Here is a 19,050-nt window from a genome sequence, read left to right as displayed (position 1 = left end):
CCACGTTATCCCGACTCGGCGGTACCGGGACCGGACAACTGCGCGACGACCAGATCGGCGACTGCACGCATGCCCGCCGCGTTGGGGTGCAGGGGCGCGGGGCGACAGGGCACGGGCAGACCGAAGCCGGTCGTCCATGGGTCGTCGGACCACGCGTGGTGATCGACGCTGTGCTCGGCGACCCGGACAAGCCCGCAGCCGGTGTCGGCGGCGGCCTGCGCGGTGGCCCTGGCCAATTCGCCGGCCACATGCCGTCCCACGGCGGCATCGTCGTCGGACAGTGGCGGGGCGGGGGTTCCGGGCGGCGGCAGCAGCGTCAGGTAGTCGACGAACAACACCCGCGCCTCGGGTGAGCGCTGGCGCAGCGTGCGACCGACGGTCCTGAGCGACTCGGCGACCTCGACCAGGGCCCGCTCACGCTTGCCGAGCAAAGCACGCACGAGCCTCGGCAACCCGGCCGCGAACAGCAGCGGTACGTAGCCGACGTCGTTGCCTCCGATCGTCACGGTGATCAGGTCCTCGGTTCCGTCGAGCGCCTCGATCTGCGGCGCCGCGCCGGGCTGCCGCTCGGCCAGCACGTTGGCGGTGGTCGCGCCGGAGTACGTCACATCGACGAGCTCGAGACCAAGCCGCTCAGCGACCAGGTGCGGATAGTTGCGGGCCGAACGGCCCGCCAAGAACGGCGCACCCTTGGCTCGGGGCCGGATACCCGGCCCGGCGGCCATCGAGCTGCCAAGCGCCACATATCGTTTCATATGGAGGGGCTGGACGCCTGCGCCCAGAATCGCTTCGGAATCCGGCCGGCCCGCCGGGCCAGATATCCGGCGGTGACGGCCGACGCCATCGCTGCGGCCATCATCGCCGGATCAGCGGCACGGGTGACCGCCGTCGCGAGAAGCACGGCGTCGCAACCCAACTCCATCGCCAGCGCGGCGTCGCTGGCGGTGCCGATACCGGCGTCGAGCACGACCGGCACCGATGCGTGTTCGACGATCATCTCGATGTTGTGCGGGTTGGCGATGCCGAGTCCCGTTCCGATCGGCGAGCCCAGCGGCATGACGGCCGCGCAGCCGGTGTCCTCCAGCCGACGTGCAAGCACCGGATCGTCGTTGGTGTAGGGCAGCACGACGAATCCGTCGTCGACCAACTGCTCTGCGGCCCTGATCAATTCGACGGCGTCCGGCAGCAGCGTGCGCTCGTCGGCGATGACTTCGAGCTTGACCCAGTCGGTCTGCAGCGCTTCGCGGGCGAGCTGGGCGGTCAGCACTGCTTCGGCGGCGCCGCGGCAGCCCGCCGTGTTCGGCAACGGGGTGATACCGAGACGGCTCAACAGGTCCAGCACACCGGTGCCGCCCTCGCTGTCGACGCGACGCATCGCCACCGTGGTCAGCTCGGTGCCCGAGGCCACCAGCGCCTCTTCGAGAACCGTCAGGTTCGCAGCACCGCCCGTACCGAGGATGAGCCGTGATCCGAACTCGCGACCGGCGATCGTCAGCTTCGCGTCAACCACCCTGCACCGCCGTGACCACCTCGACGCGCGCGCCGTCGGCAAGCGTCGTCTGCCATTCCGACCGGGGCAGCACCGACCAGTCCACGGCCACCGCGATGCCCTTCTCGCCGAATCCCAGCCGTTTTACCAACGCGGCCACGGTCGTGCCGTCCTCGACCTCGACGGCTTCGTCGTTGACCGAGATTTTCATCGCACCCTCACCGCACCTCCGACCAGATCAGCTTCGGGCAGCGGAACGCCGTTCAGCTCCCCCAGTATCGCCTCGGCCGTCCACGGCGCCAGCAGGAAGCCGTTGCGTCCGTGTCCACCGGCGATCAGGGTGCGTTCGTCGAGCCGGCCGACGAGGGGCAGTCCGTCGGGCGTCATCGGGCGCAGCCCGGCCGCGCACTCGGCGAACTCGTACTCCGCGAGCGCGGGCATCACGGCACACGCGTCGTCGAGTAGTTCGCGCACCCCGCTGACGGCGGGCGCGGTGTCGCGGCCGTGCTCGTACTGGGTGGCGCCGACGACCACGCCGTCGTGCCGCGGAACGAGGTACACCTGGCGGCCGTGCACTCGTGCGCGGATCACCCGCTGCGGTACCGGCATGCACCCCCGGCGCCAGCGCAGCCGAAGCACTTCCCCCTTCACCGGGCGGATCGGCAGGCCGGGCCACAACGACGGCGCGTCGATACCGTTCGCGATCACCACGGCGTCCGCCTCAGTGTCGGGCAACTCAGCGACCGGCGGCGCCCACCGCACTCCGAGACGTTCGCAGTGTCCGGCGAGGGCGTCGACCATCGCCCGATTGTCCACGGCCAGTTCGGTTTCGGCACGGAAGCCGTGCCGGATGCCCTGCGCGAGCAGCGGTTCGATCTCGCGGGCGGCGGTCGTGGGCTCGACCGGATGGCCCTGAGCCGCCAACCACTCGCCGACGGTCTTCAGGTCAGCGGCGTCGGCCCGATCGACGGCGACGACCAGCGACTCGCGCGCGGTGACCACGCTGTCGGGAAGGCCGTCCAGGAACCCGCTGTGCCACAGCCTCAGCGACGCGAGCCCCAGCCGCAGCAGCCGCTCCTCGCCGGGCCAGCCCTCGCTGTGCGGGGCGAGCATGCCGCCTGCCACCCAGGAGGAGCCGGTCTCGCCGCTGCGGTGCACGTGCACGACCCAGCCATCGAGTGCGGCACGTCGTGCGACCGACAGCCCGATGACCCCGCCGCCGATCACTGCGAGTGATCCCTTTGCCATTCCCCTCCCTTCGCCGGCATGACCCGGATCAGGTGCTTGACGGTAAGGCAGGTCGTGCCACTCTCAGTCCCCGGTCCCGAGACTCCCGCGTGTCGACTCCTCAGCGTACTAGGAAGGGGCCAGCACCCCCGCTTGCTGGACAGATGTCGAACGCAGGCGGGGGGTGATCGCTCGCAGGAAGATGCCTGGACGTAGCAGGTTCGCCGGGGAATCCATCAGTCCGACCACCCTGAGGAACTGTGCGGCGACGCGGGGGTCGTGTTCTCCAGCGGCCTGCACACGGTCTGCATAGGTATTCGTCAGCCGCATGGCCAGCGACCGGTGACCCTCGACCTCCGGCAAATTCAGATCTGCGCCCGCCGCGAACTGCCAGGCGACGCCGATCGGTTTGGCCGCGGTCCGGAAGTACCGTCTGGCGAGGTCGGACTGTCCGTGCTGCAAACACCGGCGCAGCGCCTCGGCCTGCAGCACCGCCACCGTCATGCCCTGTCCGTAGATCGGGTTGAAGCTGCACACCGCGTCGCCAAGTGCCAACAGGCCACCGGGGAAGCAGCGTAGCTTGTCGAAACGGCGCCAACGGCTTTCGGGGTAGCCGAACCGGCATGGCGTGCCGAGCGCCTCACCTGCCCGCAGCGCGTCGATCGTGTGCGGAGGCGCGAGGGCCGCGGCGGAATCGAGCATGTGGTCGATCGTCTCCGGCGGTCTGCACCCGGCCATGCCGAAGACGGTCAGCATCCACGTGTCGTCTTCGTAGCCCATCAGCGCCATCCCGGTCGGCCTGCCGGGAACGGGACTCACCAGGACGATCTTCTCCTGGATACTGCCGGGCGATAGACGGAACAACTGGCTCGAGTACGTCACCCGGACCTTGATGCTCTGCTCGGGCGGACGGCCGTATCCCAGCGCTTCCAGCAGAGCCGGTGTCCGCGCGGCCCGGCCGGTCGCATCGACCACGAGGTCGGCGTCGCAGAGCTGTGACCGGTCCATGCCATGGGCTTTGATCTGTACGCCGGTGACGCGCTCCATGCCCGCGTCCGGAACCAGCGTCACGACGTCATGGTCATCAAGGATGATCACATTCCCGATGGTCCGAAGACGCTGTCGAACAACGCTTTCCAATAATGGTCGACTCGGAATGAAGACGGGCGGGACATCGTCGAGGACTCCGGTGCGTGGGATGAGATGGCCTCCGAAACTCAAGTACGCCTCGGACAGGTCACGGTAGTCGAGCACCGGGACACCGGCGTCGACGAGGTCATCGGCGAATCCCGGAAACAGGTCGGAGAGCGTCGCCAAGCCTCTCCCCAGAAGCGCATGCCCGTGCCTGCCCTGCGGTACACCCCGCCGGTTGGCCGGACCGCTCGGGAGCGCGTCCCGCTCGACAACGGTCACTGATTCAAAGTGTTCGGCCAGCACCCGCGCGGCCGCCAGGCCGCCCATGCTTGCCCCCAGCACCACTGCATGTTCGCCGATCTTGGTCATATCTCGACCATTCCCGGAGCGCACCTGCGGCCGTAGCGTAGTGGGCTACCCCAGTTCCACATCAGGTCGCTAACGTCGCGGTGTGCACAAACCCTCCGATCGCCTCGCCGACGCGCAGCTGTACCTGTGCACCGACGCCCGGCGTGAACGGGGCGATCTCGCGGCGTTCACCGACGCGGCGCTGGCAGGTGGCGTCGACATCATCCAGTTGCGGGACAAGGGCTCGCCGGGCGAGCAGCGGTTCGGACCACTCGAAGCGCGTCAGGAACTCGAGGCGCTCGCCATCCTCGCCGATGCCGCACGTCGTCACGGCGCCCTGCTTGCGGTCAACGACCGGGCCGACATCGCCTTGGCCGCAGGCGCGGACGTGCTGCACCTCGGCCAGGACGACCTGCCGCTTCCGATCGCCCGCCGCATCATCGGCGACGGCCCGCTGATCGGCCGGTCCACCCACGACGAGGCGCAGGTGGCCGCGGCGACGTCAGAGGACGTCGACTATTTCTGCGTCGGGCCGTGCTGGCCGACGCCGACCAAACCCGGCCGCGTGGCACCGGGCCTGGACCTGGTGCGCGCTGCCGCGCGGTCCGGGACGCGAAAACCGTGGTTCGCCATCGGGGGGATCGACGCTGCGCGGCTGCCGGAGGTCATTGCCGCCGGCGCACGCCGGGTCGTGGTGGTGCGCGCGATCACCGCGGCCGACGATCCGTCCGCGGCGGCGCGACAGTTGAAGGAACGGCTCAGAGCTGCTTGTTGACCAGCAGCGGGATCGACGCCGACTCGGTGCGCAGCCGCTCCCAGCTGGCGGCGAAGCCAGGATGCAGGGGCAGCTCCGCGACGTCGTCTTCGGCGACCCAGCGGAGTTCCGCACTCTCCCGATTGGGTGTGGTCGCCAGCTGTTCGGGGGCGTCGGCGATGACGGTCGTGTAGCTCCAGTAGGTGTCGTCCTCGCCGAACACCTCTTTGGTGATGACCGTCGTGCGCACCGTGAGTTGATCCTCGGACAGCCCGGCTTCCTCGTGTGCCTCCCGGATCGCGGCCTGTTCGACGGTTTCGTGACTGTCGCGCGCACCGCCCGGCAGACCCCACGTGCCACCCTGATGACTCCAGGCCGCCCGATGCTGCAGCAGCACCGCGGCCGAACCGTCGTGGTGCGGCGCCCGCAGCAACAGACCCGCGGCACCATGCCTACCCCAGAACCACGAGCCGGTGTTGGACACCACCCAGCCGTCGCCATCGCCGCGCACGCGTCAAGAATACGGACGCGCGTCTTCGATGAAGCTCTTAGGATTTTTTTATAGAGTGGAACGGTCGAGAAACGATAGCCGGAAAGCAGGTCCGCGCGCGTGACTGTGGAGTTGGCGCATCCGTCGACCGAGCCACTCGCGTCGCGGTCGCCCACAACGCCAGCGCACCCACGCTGGTGGTTCCTCTGGACCACCCCTGGCCGGATTCTGAGCATCGGCGTCGTGCTGTCCGCGTTGGTGATCGCGAGCGCCTTTGCCACGTCGACGACGATCAACGACCGCCAGGCGGCGTTGACCACCGTTCTCAACCACACCGAGCCGTTGGCGTTCGCCGCGGGGCAGCTGTACACGACGCTGTCGGTGGCCGACGCGGCGGCGGCCACGGCGTTCATCGCCGGCGCCGAGCCGCGCGACGTCCGGCAGCGCTACGAGCAGGCCATCACCGACGCGTCAGTCGCGGTCACCAGGGCATCCAGTGGGCTCACCGACGAACCGATGGTGCAGTTGCTCGGCCGGGTGAATGCCGAGCTGGCGGTGTACACCGGGCTGGTCGAGACGGCGCGCACCAACAACCGGGCCGGAAATCCGGTCGGCTCCTCCTATCTGTCCGAGGCGTCGGCGTTGATGCAGACGCGCATCCTGCCCGACGCGCAGCGTCTCTACGAGGAGACCTCGGCACGGGTGGACGCGGAGACCACGGCCTCGACACGCATTCCGGGCCCGGTGATCCTCGTCGTGCTCGCGACGTTGTTGTTCGGTGTCTTCGCCAACCGCTGGCTGGCCCGCCGAACCCGGCGCCGCATCAACATCGGTTTCATCGCCGGCGGGCTGGCGGTGCTGATCATGCTGGTGTGGGTCGGAACCGCGCTGATCATCTCGACCGCGGACAGCCGCAGCGCCAAGGGCACCGCCGCCGAGTCGCTCAAGACCGTGACCACCCTGGCGATCACCGCACAGCAGGCCCGCGCCGACGAGACCCTTTCACTGATTCGCCGCGGCGACGAGGACGTGCGCAAGCAGTCGTACTACCAGCGCATCGACGTGATGCAGCAGCAGCTTTCGGACTACCTCGCCCGCGACGACGTCATAGACAAGACCGACCTGGCCGACGCGGAACAACTGCTCAAGAAATGGCGGGCGGCCGACGACCGGATCAACGCCTACATTGCAGTCGGCAACTATCAGGCCGCCACCCAGGTGGCGCTGGGCACCGGCGAAGACGACTCCACTCCGGCGTTCAACAAGCTCGACGACGCGCTCGGCAAGGGCATCGAGGAGAGCCGCAATCAGCTGCGCAGCGACATCGTCAACGCCCACCGCGTGCTGTCCGGCGCTACCGTCGGGGCAGCGGTGCTGTCGGTCGTCGCGGCGTTGGCGGTGGCACTGGGTTTGTGGCCGAGGTTGAGTGAGTACAGATGAAGTTGCGAAAGCTCACCGCCATCCTCGCCGCGACAGCGGTGGTGGCGGGGTGCGCGCAGGCGTCGTCAGTGATTCAGACGCCCGGCGTCACGCTTCCTCCCCCGACACCCGCGGGCATGGAGGAAGTGCCGCCCGAGGTGGTCCGCATTCCGACCGAAGCCGAAGACGAGTGTGACCGCACCGCGAGCCTGCGGCCGTTCAACAATCGGTCCGACGCCGATGCGGCGGTCGAGAACATCCGCACCCGAGGACGGCTCATCGTCGGACTCGACATCGGCAGCAATCTGTTCTCCTTCCGCGATCCGATCACCGGTGAGATCACCGGCTTCGACGTCGACATCGCCGGCGAGATCGCTCGCGACATCTTCGGCACCCCGTCACAGGTCGAATACCGCATCCTCTCGTCGGCCGACCGGATCGCCGGATTGCAGAACAACCAGGTGGACGTCGTCGTCAAGACGATGACGATCACCTGCGAACGCAAGAAGCTCGTCAACTTCTCCACCGTGTACTTCAATGCCAACCAGCGCATCCTGGCGCCACGCGACTCGACGATCTCGGAGCCGTCGGACCTGTCGGGTAGGCGGGTGTGTGTCGCCAAGGGCACGACGTCACTGCAGCGCATCCAGGAGATCACGCCGCCGCCGATCATCGTCGGTGTCGTCGCGTGGGCCGACTGCCTGGTGGCACTGCAACAGCGGCAGGCCGACGCGGTCAGCACCGACGACTCGATCCTGGCCGGGTTGGTCGCCCAGGATCCCTATCTGCACATCGTCGGACCCAGCCTCAACGAGGAGCCTTACGGCATCGGCATCAACCTGCAGAACACCGGGCTGGTGCGATTCGTCAACGGCACGCTGGAGCGCATCCGCCGCGACGGCACGTGGAACACGTTGTACCGCAAGTGGTTGACGGTGCTGGGGCCTGCCCCGGCACCACCGGTGGCGAGGTATTCGGGCTGATGGCAGCGGTACAGTCCGACGAATCCGATCCGGGCACCCAACCGGCCAGCCTCGACGACCTGGAATTCGACAGCGCCGCCACGATGCGGCCGATGGCCACCCAGGCGGTGTTCCGTCCGCACTTCGACGACGACTCCGAGGGGATGTCCGTCGGCACCGGCGAGACCGAACCGCAGGACCACACGACGGCGACGCGGGCGCTGTCTCCGATGCGCCGCCTCGGCGGTGGTCTCGTCGAGATTCCCCGGGTGCGCGCCAAGGACCCGCTCGAAGCGTTGATGACCAACCCGGTGGTCGCCGAGGGAAAGCGGTTCTGCTGGAACTGCGGCCGCCCGGTCGGCCGGTCCACGGATGACGGCGAGGCGCTGTCGGAGGGCTGGTGCCCCCACTGCGGCAGCGCGTATTCCTTTCTGCCACAGCTGAGTCCGGGCGACATGATCAACGACCAGTACGAGATCAAGGGCTGCATCGCCCACGGCGGTCTCGGCTGGGTGTACCTGGCCTTCGACCACAACGTCAACGAACGGCCGGTCGTCCTCAAGGGCCTGGTGCATTCGGGTGACGCCGAGGCGCAGAAGATCGCCATGCTCGAGCGTCAGTTCCTCGCCGAGGTCACCCATCCCGGCATCGTGAAGATCTACAACTTCGTCGAGCACGACGACAAGCACGGCAATCCGGTCGGCTACATCGTGATGGAGTACGTCGGCGGTACGTCGCTGAAGCAGGCCAAGGGCGAGAAGGTGCCGGTCGCCCAGGCCATCGGCTACATGCTGGAAATCCTTCCCGCGCTTGGCTATCTGCACTCGATCGGCCTGGCCTACAACGACCTCAAGCCCGAAAACATCATGATCACCGAGGAGCAGCTCAAGCTGATCGACCTCGGCGCCGTGTCGACCATCAACTCGTTCGGATATCTCTACGGCACACCGGGTTACCAGGCGCCGGAGATCGTGCGGACCGGGCCGACGGTCGCCACCGACATCTACACCGTCGGCCGCACGCTGGCCGCGCTGACGCTGAACATGCGCACCCGCAAGGGCCGTTACGTCGACGGCCTGCCCGAGGACGATCCGGTGCTCACCGAGTACGACTCGTTCGCCCGGCTGTTGCGGCGCGCGATCGATCCGGATCCGCGACGGCGATTCGCCAGCGCCGAGGAGATGACGAGCCAGTTGCTCGGCGTCCTGCGCGAGGTGGTGGCCCGCGACACCGGTGTGCCGCGCCCCGGCCTGTCCACGGTGTTCTCCGCCTCGCGTTCGACGTTCGGGGTGGATCTGCTGGTGGCCCACACCGACGTCTACCTCGATGGGCAAGTGCATTCGGAGCGACTCACCGCGCAGGACATCGTCAAGGCGCTGCAGGTACCCCTTGTCGATCCGGCCGATGTCGGCGCGACCGTGTTGTCGGCGAGCGTCCTCACGCAACCCGTGCAGACACTCGACTCGTTGCGCGCCGCCCGCCACGGTGCGCTCGATTCTGAGGGCATCGATCTGTCGGAGTCGGTCGAACTGCCGCTGATGGAGGTGCGCGCGCTGCTCGACCTCGGTGACGTGGCCAAGGCCACCCGGAAGCTCGAGGATCTTGCCGAGCGGGTCGGCTGGCGGTGGCGGCTGGTGTGGTTCCGGGCCGTGTCGGCGATGTTGACAGCCGACTACGATTCCGCCACAAAGTATTTCACGGAGGTGCTCGACACCCTGCCCGGCGAGCTGGCGCCCAAGATCGCCCTGGCGGCCACCGCGGAGTTGGCGGGCGCGCAGGTCGACGAGGCACCGCAGCGCAAGTTCTACGACACGGTGTGGTCGACCGACAACGGCGTCATCTCGGCGGGCTTCGGGCTGGCGCGTTCGCAGTCGGCGGCGGGAGACCGCGACGCCGCCGTGCGGACGCTGGACCAGGTGCCCGTCATGTCGCGGCACTTCACGACCGCCCGCCTGACGAGCGCCGTGACGCTGCTGTCCGGACGGTCGACGAATGAGATCACCGAGCAACACATCCGCGATGCGGCGCGGCGCGTCGAGGCGCTGCCGGACACCGAGCCGCGCGTGCTGCAGATCCGGGCACTGGTCCTCGGCACCGCGATGGACTGGCTGGCGGACAACACCGCGAGCACCAACCACATCCTCGGCTTTCCCTTTACCGAACACGGACTGCAGCTCGGTGTCGAGGCCTCGCTACGTGCCCTCGCGCGGGTCGCACCCACCCAGGGCCACCGTTATGCCCTGGTCGATCTTGCGAACAACGTGCGGCCCACGTCGACGTTCTGACGATCAGCAACGAAATCCGTAGCATCTGGCCGCGGTCGCAGGCGTAACGAGCAACAATTCCCACATCAACCTGTCATAGTTATCCGACGGAATTCGTAGTAGCGTTTCTCTCAGGTTGAGATGAGAGCCAACCGGTGACGTCACAGCGGCTTTGAGAAGTAGGGCCTGATCCCCTGACGGCATCCCAGTTCGACTGAGGAGGCCCACAGTGACCATCAGTACTTCTCGCGTATTCAGACCCGATCCCGAATCCATCGGCAGGCGGGAGGTGCACCACCGCGCGGTGTTCAGCGCGCACCGCGATGCGCCTTCGACGGTCACCGTCACCGTCGAGGGTGAGATCGACGCGGCGAACAGCCGTGAACTCGCCGGCTACGTCCAGCGTCACATCGCGGGTTCGACGCACGTGGTCATCGACCTACGGCTGGTGGATTTCCTCGGTACCGCGGGCTTCGCGGCACTGCACAACATCAACGTGATCTGTTGCGGATGCGAAGCCACCTGGGTGCTGCAGGCCGGCAGGCAGGTCCGTCGCCTTCTCGCGATCTGCGATCCCGAGGGTGCGCTGCCGCTGGAGAAGGCACCGCCGCTGCTCACCCCTGTCCAGTAACCACGGAGACGCAGGCCCTGGCGATCGCCAGCTCCTCGTCGGTGGGAACCACGAGCACGGTCGTTCTCGAGCTCTCCGCCGAGATCCGGCGTGCGACCTTGCTTGCCTCGGCGTTGAGTTCCTCGTCGAGCTCGACACCCAGCGCCGACATTCCGCTCAGCGCGTCGCGACGGACAGCGGCGTCGTTCTCGCCGACCCCGGCGGTGAAGGTGATGACGTCGGCCGAACCGAGCACCGCCAGGTAGGCGCCAATGTATTTGCGTAACCGGTGGATGTAGACGTCGTAGGCCAATTGTGCTGCCGAGTCACCGGATTCGATGCGCTGGTGGACGACGCGGAAGTCGATCTCACCTCCGAGGCCCAGCATGCCGGAGCGACGGTTGAGCATCGACTCGATGTCCTCGACTCTCATCTCGGCGGTGCGCGACAGATAGGTGATGATCCCGGGGTCGATATCGCCGGAGCGGGTGCCCATCACCAGGCCCTCCATCGGTGTCAATCCCATGGAGGTATCGACGGGACGACCGCCGACTATCGCCGACGCCGACGCGCCGTTGCCGAGGTGCAACACGATCTGGCGCAGCGAATCCAGTGGTACGCCGAGGAATTCGGCGACCTGCTCGCTGACGAACTGGTGCGACGTGCCGTGGAATCCATACCGTCGGATCTTCCACTGCGCCGCGATGTCGCGGTCGATGGCGTAGGTGGCCGCGGCGGGCGGCAGGTCGTGAAAGAAGGCGGTGTCGAACACGGCGACATGCGGAAAATCGGGCAGCGCTTTGCGAGCCACTTCGATACCCAGCAGCGCGGGCGGATTGTGCAGCGGCGCAAGCGGAGACAGCTCCTCCAGCTTGGTGATCAAGGCGTCGTCGACCAGCGTGGGCTGATAGAGGTCCGGACCCCCGTGCACCACCCGATGACCAACGGCCACCAGTCCGGCCAGATCGTCCGCCAGTTCGTCGAACACCACCTGTAACGCTGCGGCGTGGTCGGGGACGCCGTCGTCGTCGCCGATTCTCTCGACTATGCCGTCGGCGATCATTTCGCCCGAATCTGACTCCACTACTGCGTATTTCAGCGATGACGAGCCCGAGTTCACGACCAGGACGCGACTCACAGCGTTTGCGCCTGAATGGCCGTGATCGCGACGGTGTTGACGATGTCCGCCACCAGTGCACCCCTCGACAGATCGTTGACCGGTTTCTTCAGGCCCTGTAGCACGGGGCCGATCGCGATGGCGCCGGCGCTTCGCTGGACCGCCTTGTAGGTGTTGTTGCCGGTGTTGAGGTCGGGGAAGATCAGCACGGTGGCGTGCCCGGCGACGTTAGAGTCGGGCATCTTCGTCTTCGCGACCGAAGGTTCGACCGCCGCGTCGTACTGAATGGGCCCGTCGACCAGCAACTCCGGCTCCCGCTGGCGTACGAGTTCCGTTGCGGCCCTGACCTTGTCGACGTCAACCCCGGTGCCACTGGTACCGGTCGAATACGACAGCATCGCCACTCGCGGTTCGATACCGAACCTCGCGGCGGTACGGGCCGACGATATGGCTATGTCGGCGAGTTGTTCCGATGTCGGATCGGGCACGATCGCGCAGTCGCCATAGGCGAGCACTCGGTCGGCGAGGCACATCAGGAAGATGCTCGACACCGTCGACACGTCGGGCAGCGTCTTGATGATCTCGAACGACGGGCGCACAGTGTGGGCGGTGGTGTGGCGAGCGCCCGACACCATGCCGTCGACCATGTCGTTGTGCACGAGCATGGTGCCGAAATACGAGACGTCGTGAATGATCTCGCGGGCATGCTCGACGGTCACGCCCTTGTGCTTGCGCAACTCGGCGTACTGTTCGGCGAATTTGTCGCACAGTTCGCTGGTCTTCGGGTCGAGCACCGCTGCCGCCGAAAGGTCGAGACCCAGTTCAGCCGCCCGCGCGCGGATCTGGGCTTCCTCTCCGAGGATCGTCAGGTCAGCGACGCCGCGCTTCAGCAGCCGGCCCGCCGCGGTGAGGATGCGATCGTCGTCACCCTCGGGCAGCACAATGTGTTTGCGATCCGAGCGCGCCCAGTCCAGCAGCTGGTAGGTGAACATCTGCGGGGTGACGACCGAGGGCATCTCGATCGTCAACTGTGCGAGCAGGTCGGCGACGTCGACGTGCGCGTCCATCAGCGCGAGTGCAGTGTCGATCTTGCGCACCGAAGTGGCGGTGACCCTGCCGCGCGCCGACGCCACCCGGCTGGCCGTCTCGAACGTGCCGAACCGGGTCGCGAGGATCGGCAAGCGCAGACCCAGCCCTGACACCAGCGAGGCGATCGACGGGTGCAGTTCGAGACCACCGTTGAGGATCAGGCAGGACAGCGACGGAAAGCCCTCGGCGGCGTGCGCACTCACGACGGCGAGCACGACATCGGACCGGTCGCCCGCCGTGATGACGGCAACGCCTTCGTTCAGCCGCTCCAGCACGTGTTCGGCGGTCATACCCGCCACCAGCACGTCCATCGCCTCGCGTGAAAGCAGTGCGGAATCGCCTCCGATCACCGTCCCCTCGACGGCGGCCTGCAACTCGGCGACCGACGGCGCCACCAGCAGCGGCTCCTCGGGCAGCACGTAGCACTTGGGACCGAAAGGTTCGAGCGCTGCGGCCAGGGCGCCCATCCCATCGGGGTCGCAGCGGTTGGCCACCACCGCAGCGGTGTGTGCGTGCTGGGCGCTGATCTCGGCCAGGCACACGTCGACGATCTGGGCGACCTGTTCGGGACTGCGGTCTTTTGCCTTCACTGCGAGGACGACGGGCGCGCCGAGGTTTGCCGCGATGCGGGCATTCGTGGACAACTCGCTGGGGGCGGCGACGTCGGTGTAGTCACTGCCGACGATCAGCACGGCGTCGCACTGGTCGGCCACCCGGTGATAGCGGTCGACGATGTCGCCGATCGCTGCGTCGGGGTCCTCGTGCAGCTGTTGATAGCTGACACCCACGCAATCCTCATAGGGCAGTCCCGCGGTCGCCTGCGACAGCAACAGCTCGAGGATGTAGTCGCGCTCCTCGCCGAGGCGGGTGATGGGGCGGAAGACGCCAACCTTCGCGACGTTGGTGGCGAGCCGATGAAGGATGCCAAGGGCGATTGTCGACTTGCCCGTGTCGCCTTCCGGTGAAGCGATGTAGATCCCCGAAGTTGGCTCAGCGGGCACGTGGACAAGCCTAGGGCACGGGCGAGGCCGAGTGTGCGGCGTGCGGGCCGAACCGCTATTGACGTGCCCGTCATCAAGATCGCGTACGATTGCGGAGACGACATCGGGGGGCCGGTGATACAGCTCGCACTGCGTGGAGTACCCGCTGTGAGCCTTTGCCAGATATTGACGGCTGTGTGATTTTGTTCATATGTCACACCCAGTTACGGAATTTGCTGATACCGTGCCAAATGGCGCAAACGCGTCATCAGTCCTGTGCTTGCCTTAGCAAATCTCATAACTGCGCGTCCCCTTCCCGGGCGTCATAGAGGTGAATCTTGGAAACGTCGCTCGTCACTCCGGTGCGCCCGCTCTCGCTAGCCGAGGCGCCGTCGCCGGGTTCGATTGCGGTCGCTCGGCGATATTGGCCCCGTCTTGCGGTTTTCGCGATACTGTCCTTTGCCGCTTACGCGTTCGCGATCGCCGACATCCTCGGCGATGCGCTGGCCGGATCCCGCGTCGTCGTCTTGCTCGTCCTGCCGATCCTGATCGGCGTCATCGCCTCGGGCTACCGACAGGCGCCTCGCGGCGTCAGCGATACCGAGTCCGACTGGATCGTCGCCGGCGTCGCGGGCATCGGCGGCTTCACCGGCATCTACCTGTTGCGCAATCGCATGCCGACGTTGGCCGTGCAATGGCAATTGGACCTGTGGGGCGTGCTGCTCTGGATTGCGTGCCTGGTGGCGGTCATGTTCGGGGTCCGGTATGTCGTGCGGATGTGGCAGCTGTGGTTGTTCGCGGTGTGTTGCATCAGCCCACTGCCCTTTCTACTGACGGCCGCCGCGTTCGGGGGTTCGGACACCGTGGTCGCGCTGCTGACCGCCGTTCTCGGCGCGACGGCGGTGTTTCTCGCCGGACGCTGCGCGTCTTGGGGGCGGCGCCTGTCCGCCACCCTCGTGTGCGTGGCGAGCGGGAGCGCGCTGACCGTGTTGGTGGGCGATCACCTGAGTCTCGCCGCCACCGTCCTCCTGGTCGCGGGCATCGTGCCCGTCGTCGTCACCGTGGTCATGCTGCTGCGTGACGCACACTTGGTGAGCACCGCGAGCAGCGCGTGGTCAGACATGTTGCACCGCTCGCCGCTGTCCATGCTGATGTTGATCCTGGTCGCGGTGACGCTGCTGCTGATCAACCCGCCACACGCGCGCAGCCAATATGCCGCCGCGGTCGCGGCAGACTGGGAGCAGCGCGCGGGACTCGTTGCAGACGCTGACTTTCCATTCATCACGAGGTATATCGGCGCCGACGCCACGTTCGTCCGCTATCGCGTGCCCGCCGAAGACGGAATGCCCACGGCAGCCATCGACGTCATCACCACTGAGCGATTGCCCGCGCTCACCGACTTCGACGATTCGATCTGGTACCCAAGCAGTCGGCCGATCGAATACCAGTCGGTCAAACGCGAATCGATGCCCGCCGGAGCCAGGGTCATCCACAGCAATGCCGACGCCACCACCGACGCAGCGGACACCGACTGGTACGCCGTCACCTGGATGTGGAAGTCCGGCGACAATTACCAACGTGTCACCGTGATCGTCAACCAGGCACCCAAGAGCGAGGCACCGCCACCGAATCCCGCGGCACTGTCGTTTCTCGATACTTCGATCAAGCCGGCGCTGTGGCTGGCCCGCCAGCAGCCAAATGCGGCCGGACACGTCGACCCGCTGGTCGTGGCGCGCGCGGACGCATTGGTCAAGCGGCTGATGAACGCTTCAAAAGTCGACCCCGGGGGCGCCGACCGGTGACTGAAACCCGCGAAGCAGTTGTGCTGCCTGCGCACCTGTCGGCGCGCACAATCCTTGGCCGCGCTTCACTGATCATGCTGGCGTGCGCGGTGTTGCTCTTTGCGGGCACCGTTCTTGCGCTGCCGCACCACGTGCCACCACTGATCACCCTGGTGATAGCAATGCTGTATCTGTGGTCGACTATCGACCGAAACTTTCTGGTGCTCAAGGGTTTGAAGTCGTCCGCGCTGATACGCGTGAGTGATGACGAGGCCCTGAGTCTGACCTCCGATGAGCTCCCCGTCTACACAGTGCTGTTGCCCGTCTACGACGAACCTTCCATCGTGTCCAACCTCATCAATGGTGTCGGCAGGCTCGATTACCCGAGCGACAAGCTCGAGATCCTGTTACTTGTGGAGGAAGACGACATCGCCACGCAGAGAGCGCTCTTCGACGCCGACCTGCGGTCCGTGCGGATCGTTCTGGTTCCCCACAGTATGCCCCGCACGAAGCCAAAGGCTTGCAACTACGGCATGTCGCTGCCCGATCTCAAGGGCGAGATGGTGACCATCTATGACGCCGAGGACATTCCAGATCCGCTCCAGCTCCGCCGCGCAGTCGTCGCATTCCGTCGTGTCCCACCTGAAATCGGTTGTCTACAAGCGCGCCTCGCGTACTTCAACGAGCGGCAGAATCTGCTCACCCGGTGGTTCTCGCTGGAATACGACCAGTGGTTCGGCATTGTACTGCCCGCGGTCGACGAGTTGCGAGGCGTCGTTCCGCTGGGCGGCACGTCCAACCATATGAGAACCAGAGTGTGGCGTGAGGTCGGCGGCTGGGACGAGTACAACGTCACCGAAGACGCCGACCTGGGCGTGCGTCTGGCGCGACACGGCTACCGGACACTCATTCTCGACTCGATAACGTTGGAGGAAGCCAACTCTGACGTGGTCAACTGGATTCGGCAACGGTCGCGCTGGTACAAGGGCTACCTGCAGACGATGCTGGTCCACCTTCGTAGCCCGGTTAAGCTGCGCAATACGATCGGCATCAAGTCGACGTTGCGCCTGATCAACATGACCGGCGGCGTGCCGGTGACCGCCGCCATCAACTTGATCTTCTGGTTCACGATGTTGATATGGGTACTCGGTAGACCCGCATTCGTGGCGGAAGTATTCCCTCCGTTGACCTACTACATCTGCTTGGTGCTGTTCATCGTCGGCGCGCCGTTGTCGATCTTCGTGGGACTGGTCGCCACCCAAGCGCTCGGCAAACCCTACCTATGGTGGGCGGCGCTGTTGGCGCCGCTGTACTGGCTCCTGCAGTCAGTCGCCGCATTAAAGGCACTGTACCAGTTGGTATTCCGGCCGTTCTTCTGGGAAAAGACGGTGCACGGACTCACCCACCCCACAGCCCCGACCCCTACCAATGGAGGAAACTAATGCGCGCCATCGCGCGGGCGCTCATCGTGCCACTTGCCGTCATCGGCGTCGCGGCTCAGGCCATGCTGCCTACGAGTCCCGTCGCATCTGCGCAGCCCTACGAAACCGCTGCCGCCGAACCCAACGTGACACCGGCGATCAGCCTGAGGCAGTTGGGACTTCCCGATAAGCTGGAGATAATCGGCTCCAACCAGGCCTTCGATACCTCGATCCCCGTACCCGAAGGCATCGGTCCGTCGATGTTGACCGGACAGATCGGATCGGTGGTCAACGTGATCGATGGCCGTGTCGACGTCCTGGACGCCCGCGGTATCGTGCTCGGCAGCATCGTCGTACCCATGGGAGTCTCGGCTGTGCCGTTCACTGTGGACATCTCAGGCGCGATGGTGAATGAAGGACGAGCACCACTGAGTTTCATTCTGCGAGACCAAAATCCGCCTTCAACCAGCTGCACTGAGCTTCCTTCGCTCAGCTTGAGTCAGCTCATGACCACATTCTCTGGTCCCACCCCCGACCCAACAACAGTCGCGGGTTTCCTTCCTCGTTATCTTGACCAGATCACGATCGGTGTGGGCCCTAACCCGAGTCGTGACCAGCAGCAGGCGGCACTCGCGCTCGTAGCCAAGCTCACCCAACTGAGTCGGCCCATCCCTGTTCGAATCGATGTCGACACTTCCTCGTCACCGGTTTGGCGGAGCGGCGGACCGACGCGGCGATCGATTGAGATCCGCGAAAGCGACAACCCCGGGATTGCCGTCGAGAATCCGGGAACGCAAGGAGCGGTTCTGGCGATCACCGGAAAGGGTGAGGAACTCCTCCGCCAGGTGGATCTCTTCGCCGACCGACGGTACGAACTCGCCCAAACAACCACTGCCTCAGTCAACTCGATGAAGAACTCCGTCCCAACCGCGGCATATACCCGCAGTTTCGGCGAACTCGATATGACCGCCGAGTCAGAGATATTGGGGGTTGAGACGCTCTATATCGGCTTCGATGCTTCAGAATTCGCCGTTGGCTCAATCGACCACGCACAGGTGCATTTGATCTCCAACTACACCCCCGTGACATCTGGGAATGCATCTATCTTGATTCGCTCGGGAAGCACCGTCCTCGCAACTCACAAACTCGACGAGTCAGGTCTCGTCGACTTGTACTTTGATCTTCCTCCCGAAACCATTGCCTCGAATGTCGGACTCTCACTGGAGATTCGGTACAATCCCGAAAGGGATTGTGCGCCGCTCACCGACAGAATCACGTTCGCTGTCGACCCTCGGTCGACCGTCACCGTCACCCCCGGCAGTCACAATCGCGGTGGATTTCCGGTTCTACCAATGGCATTTGCGCCTGAGTTTGATGTCGCGATCGACCAACCGGAGCACATTCGCTATGCCGCGCAGGCAATCAACCTGATGGGGCAGCACTCGGTGGTCGCACTGCGGCCCCGTCTTGCAACCCTCGACGAAGCCGCAGGACGTGGCTCCGGGCTGGTGGTCGTGGCGAGTGGTGAGGAGCTTGCGCGCGCAGGTATGCAGCCTCCGATGCTTACCACTGGCGCGACCGTCGTCGATGTCAACGGTGCTCCGATCACAGACATAGACATACATGGTCCACTTGGCGTGGTCCAGGCGTTCTCACACAACGGACGGATGGTGCTCGCGCTGAACAGCACGGGCGACTGGGGCCTCGTGGACCGAAGTTTCGACTACATCCGGGGACTAGAGAATCGGTGGGCGTCATTGATCGGCGACACCGTTGCCACTGGCCCAGCCGGCGACACCGCGAACATGGCGGTCCGCGCCGGCGATGCAATGACACCGCAACCGGATCTTGCCAACGGTTGGAGATGGTGGGTCTGGGCAACCATCGCAGCGGGCGTCATCGCCGTGCTGGCCGCCATCTCGATCGTCGTCCTTCGAAAGCGACGCGCCAATCCATGAGGCGGCG

Annotated in this window: 16 protein-coding genes; 8 read left to right on the top strand and 8 right to left on the bottom strand. The window is 65.9% G+C overall.

Features of this window, described 5'->3' with window-relative positions; all coding sequences use genetic code 11:
- Positions 1-5 precede the first annotated feature (5 nt).
- From G6N36_RS23965 to G6N36_RS23945, 5 genes are all read right to left on the bottom strand, one after another.
- Entirely contained in the window at positions 6-755 is a 750-nt protein-coding gene (locus tag G6N36_RS23965) for an SGNH/GDSL hydrolase family protein (protein WP_179964856.1), read from the bottom strand.
- Positions 752-1,510: a thiazole synthase gene (gene thiG / locus G6N36_RS23960; protein ID WP_163689273.1), complete on the bottom strand. Its 759-nt coding sequence runs from the start codon at positions 1,508-1,510 to the stop codon at positions 752-754. The genes G6N36_RS23965 and thiG overlap by 4 nt, the downstream gene beginning before the upstream one ends.
- Positions 1,503-1,700: a sulfur carrier protein ThiS gene (gene thiS, locus G6N36_RS23955; protein WP_163689272.1), complete on the bottom strand. Its 198-nt coding sequence runs from the start codon at positions 1,698-1,700 to the stop codon at positions 1,503-1,505. Before thiS ends, thiG begins: the two co-directional genes overlap by 8 nt.
- Positions 1,697-2,737 (bottom strand): glycine oxidase ThiO, encoded by a 1,041-nt coding sequence (gene thiO, locus G6N36_RS23950; protein ID WP_163689271.1) that lies wholly within the window; start codon positions 2,735-2,737, stop codon positions 1,697-1,699. The genes thiS and thiO overlap by 4 nt, the downstream gene beginning before the upstream one ends.
- A 108-nt stretch (positions 2,738-2,845) precedes the next feature.
- Complete coding sequence (locus tag G6N36_RS23945) at positions 2,846-4,219, bottom strand: FAD-dependent oxidoreductase (protein WP_163689270.1); 1,374 nt, start codon at positions 4,217-4,219, stop codon at positions 2,846-2,848.
- Positions 4,220-4,301: 82 nt separating this feature from the next.
- Between G6N36_RS23945 and thiE the strand changes: the two genes are divergently transcribed.
- Positions 4,302-4,973, top strand: a complete 672-nt coding sequence (gene thiE / locus G6N36_RS23940) for a thiamine phosphate synthase (protein ID WP_163689269.1) — start codon at positions 4,302-4,304, stop codon at positions 4,971-4,973.
- Here thiE and G6N36_RS23935 read toward each other — a convergent pair.
- Positions 4,957-5,463 (bottom strand): NUDIX hydrolase, encoded by a 507-nt coding sequence (locus G6N36_RS23935; protein WP_163689268.1) that lies wholly within the window; start codon positions 5,461-5,463, stop codon positions 4,957-4,959. The two genes, thiE and G6N36_RS23935, sit on opposite strands and share 17 nt — an antisense overlap.
- Positions 5,464-5,562: 99 nt before the next feature.
- Between G6N36_RS23935 and glnX the strand changes: the two genes are divergently transcribed.
- The 4 genes from glnX to G6N36_RS23915 all read left to right on the top strand — a co-directional run bounded on the left by glnX (position 5,563) and on the right by G6N36_RS23915 (position 10,718).
- The gene (gene glnX, locus G6N36_RS23930) at positions 5,563-6,882 is read left to right on the top strand and encodes a protein kinase G-activating protein GlnX (RefSeq protein WP_163689267.1); all 1,320 of its coding nucleotides are present in this window, start codon (positions 5,563-5,565) and stop codon (positions 6,880-6,882) included.
- Positions 6,879-7,844, top strand: a complete 966-nt coding sequence (locus tag G6N36_RS23925; protein ID WP_163689266.1) for a glutamate ABC transporter substrate-binding protein — start codon at positions 6,879-6,881, stop codon at positions 7,842-7,844. Before glnX ends, G6N36_RS23925 begins: the two co-directional genes overlap by 4 nt.
- Positions 7,844-10,108 (top strand): serine/threonine-protein kinase PknG, encoded by a 2,265-nt coding sequence (locus tag G6N36_RS23920; RefSeq protein WP_163689265.1) that lies wholly within the window; start codon positions 7,844-7,846, stop codon positions 10,106-10,108. The genes G6N36_RS23925 and G6N36_RS23920 overlap by 1 nt, the downstream gene beginning before the upstream one ends.
- Before the next feature lie 208 nt (positions 10,109-10,316).
- Positions 10,317-10,718, top strand: coding sequence for an STAS domain-containing protein (locus G6N36_RS23915; protein ID WP_163689264.1), 402 nt, complete (start codon positions 10,317-10,319; stop codon positions 10,716-10,718).
- Here G6N36_RS23915 and G6N36_RS23910 read toward each other — a convergent pair.
- Complete coding sequence (locus tag G6N36_RS23910) at positions 10,702-11,835, bottom strand: acetate kinase (protein WP_163689263.1); 1,134 nt, start codon at positions 11,833-11,835, stop codon at positions 10,702-10,704. The genes G6N36_RS23915 and G6N36_RS23910 overlap by 17 nt on opposite strands.
- Positions 11,832-13,904 (bottom strand): phosphate acetyltransferase, encoded by a 2,073-nt coding sequence (pta, locus tag G6N36_RS23905; RefSeq protein ID WP_163689262.1) that lies wholly within the window; start codon positions 13,902-13,904, stop codon positions 11,832-11,834. Before pta ends, G6N36_RS23910 begins: the two co-directional genes overlap by 4 nt.
- 317 nt (positions 13,905-14,221) lie before the next feature.
- On the opposite strand from pta, the gene G6N36_RS23900 reads away from it, so the two are divergent.
- The 3 genes from G6N36_RS23900 (at position 14,222) to G6N36_RS23890 (ending at position 19,043) form a co-directional block, all read left to right on the top strand.
- A complete protein-coding gene (locus G6N36_RS23900; protein WP_163689261.1) occupies positions 14,222-15,685 on the top strand; it encodes a hypothetical protein in 1,464 nt (487 codons plus the stop codon).
- A 74-nt stretch (positions 15,686-15,759) separates the two neighbouring features.
- Positions 15,760-17,106, top strand: coding sequence for a glycosyltransferase (locus G6N36_RS23895; RefSeq protein WP_163690860.1), 1,347 nt, complete (start codon positions 15,760-15,762; stop codon positions 17,104-17,106).
- Positions 17,106-19,043, top strand: coding sequence for a hypothetical protein (locus G6N36_RS23890; RefSeq protein WP_163689260.1), 1,938 nt, complete (start codon positions 17,106-17,108; stop codon positions 19,041-19,043). Before G6N36_RS23895 ends, G6N36_RS23890 begins: the two co-directional genes overlap by 1 nt.
- Positions 19,044-19,050 lie beyond the last annotated feature (7 nt).

The organism is Mycolicibacterium gadium (genome assembly GCF_010728925.1).
Classification (GTDB): Bacteria; Actinomycetota; Actinomycetes; order Mycobacteriales; family Mycobacteriaceae; genus Mycobacterium; species Mycobacterium gadium.
This window is presented reverse-complemented; position numbering and strand designations above follow the sequence as displayed.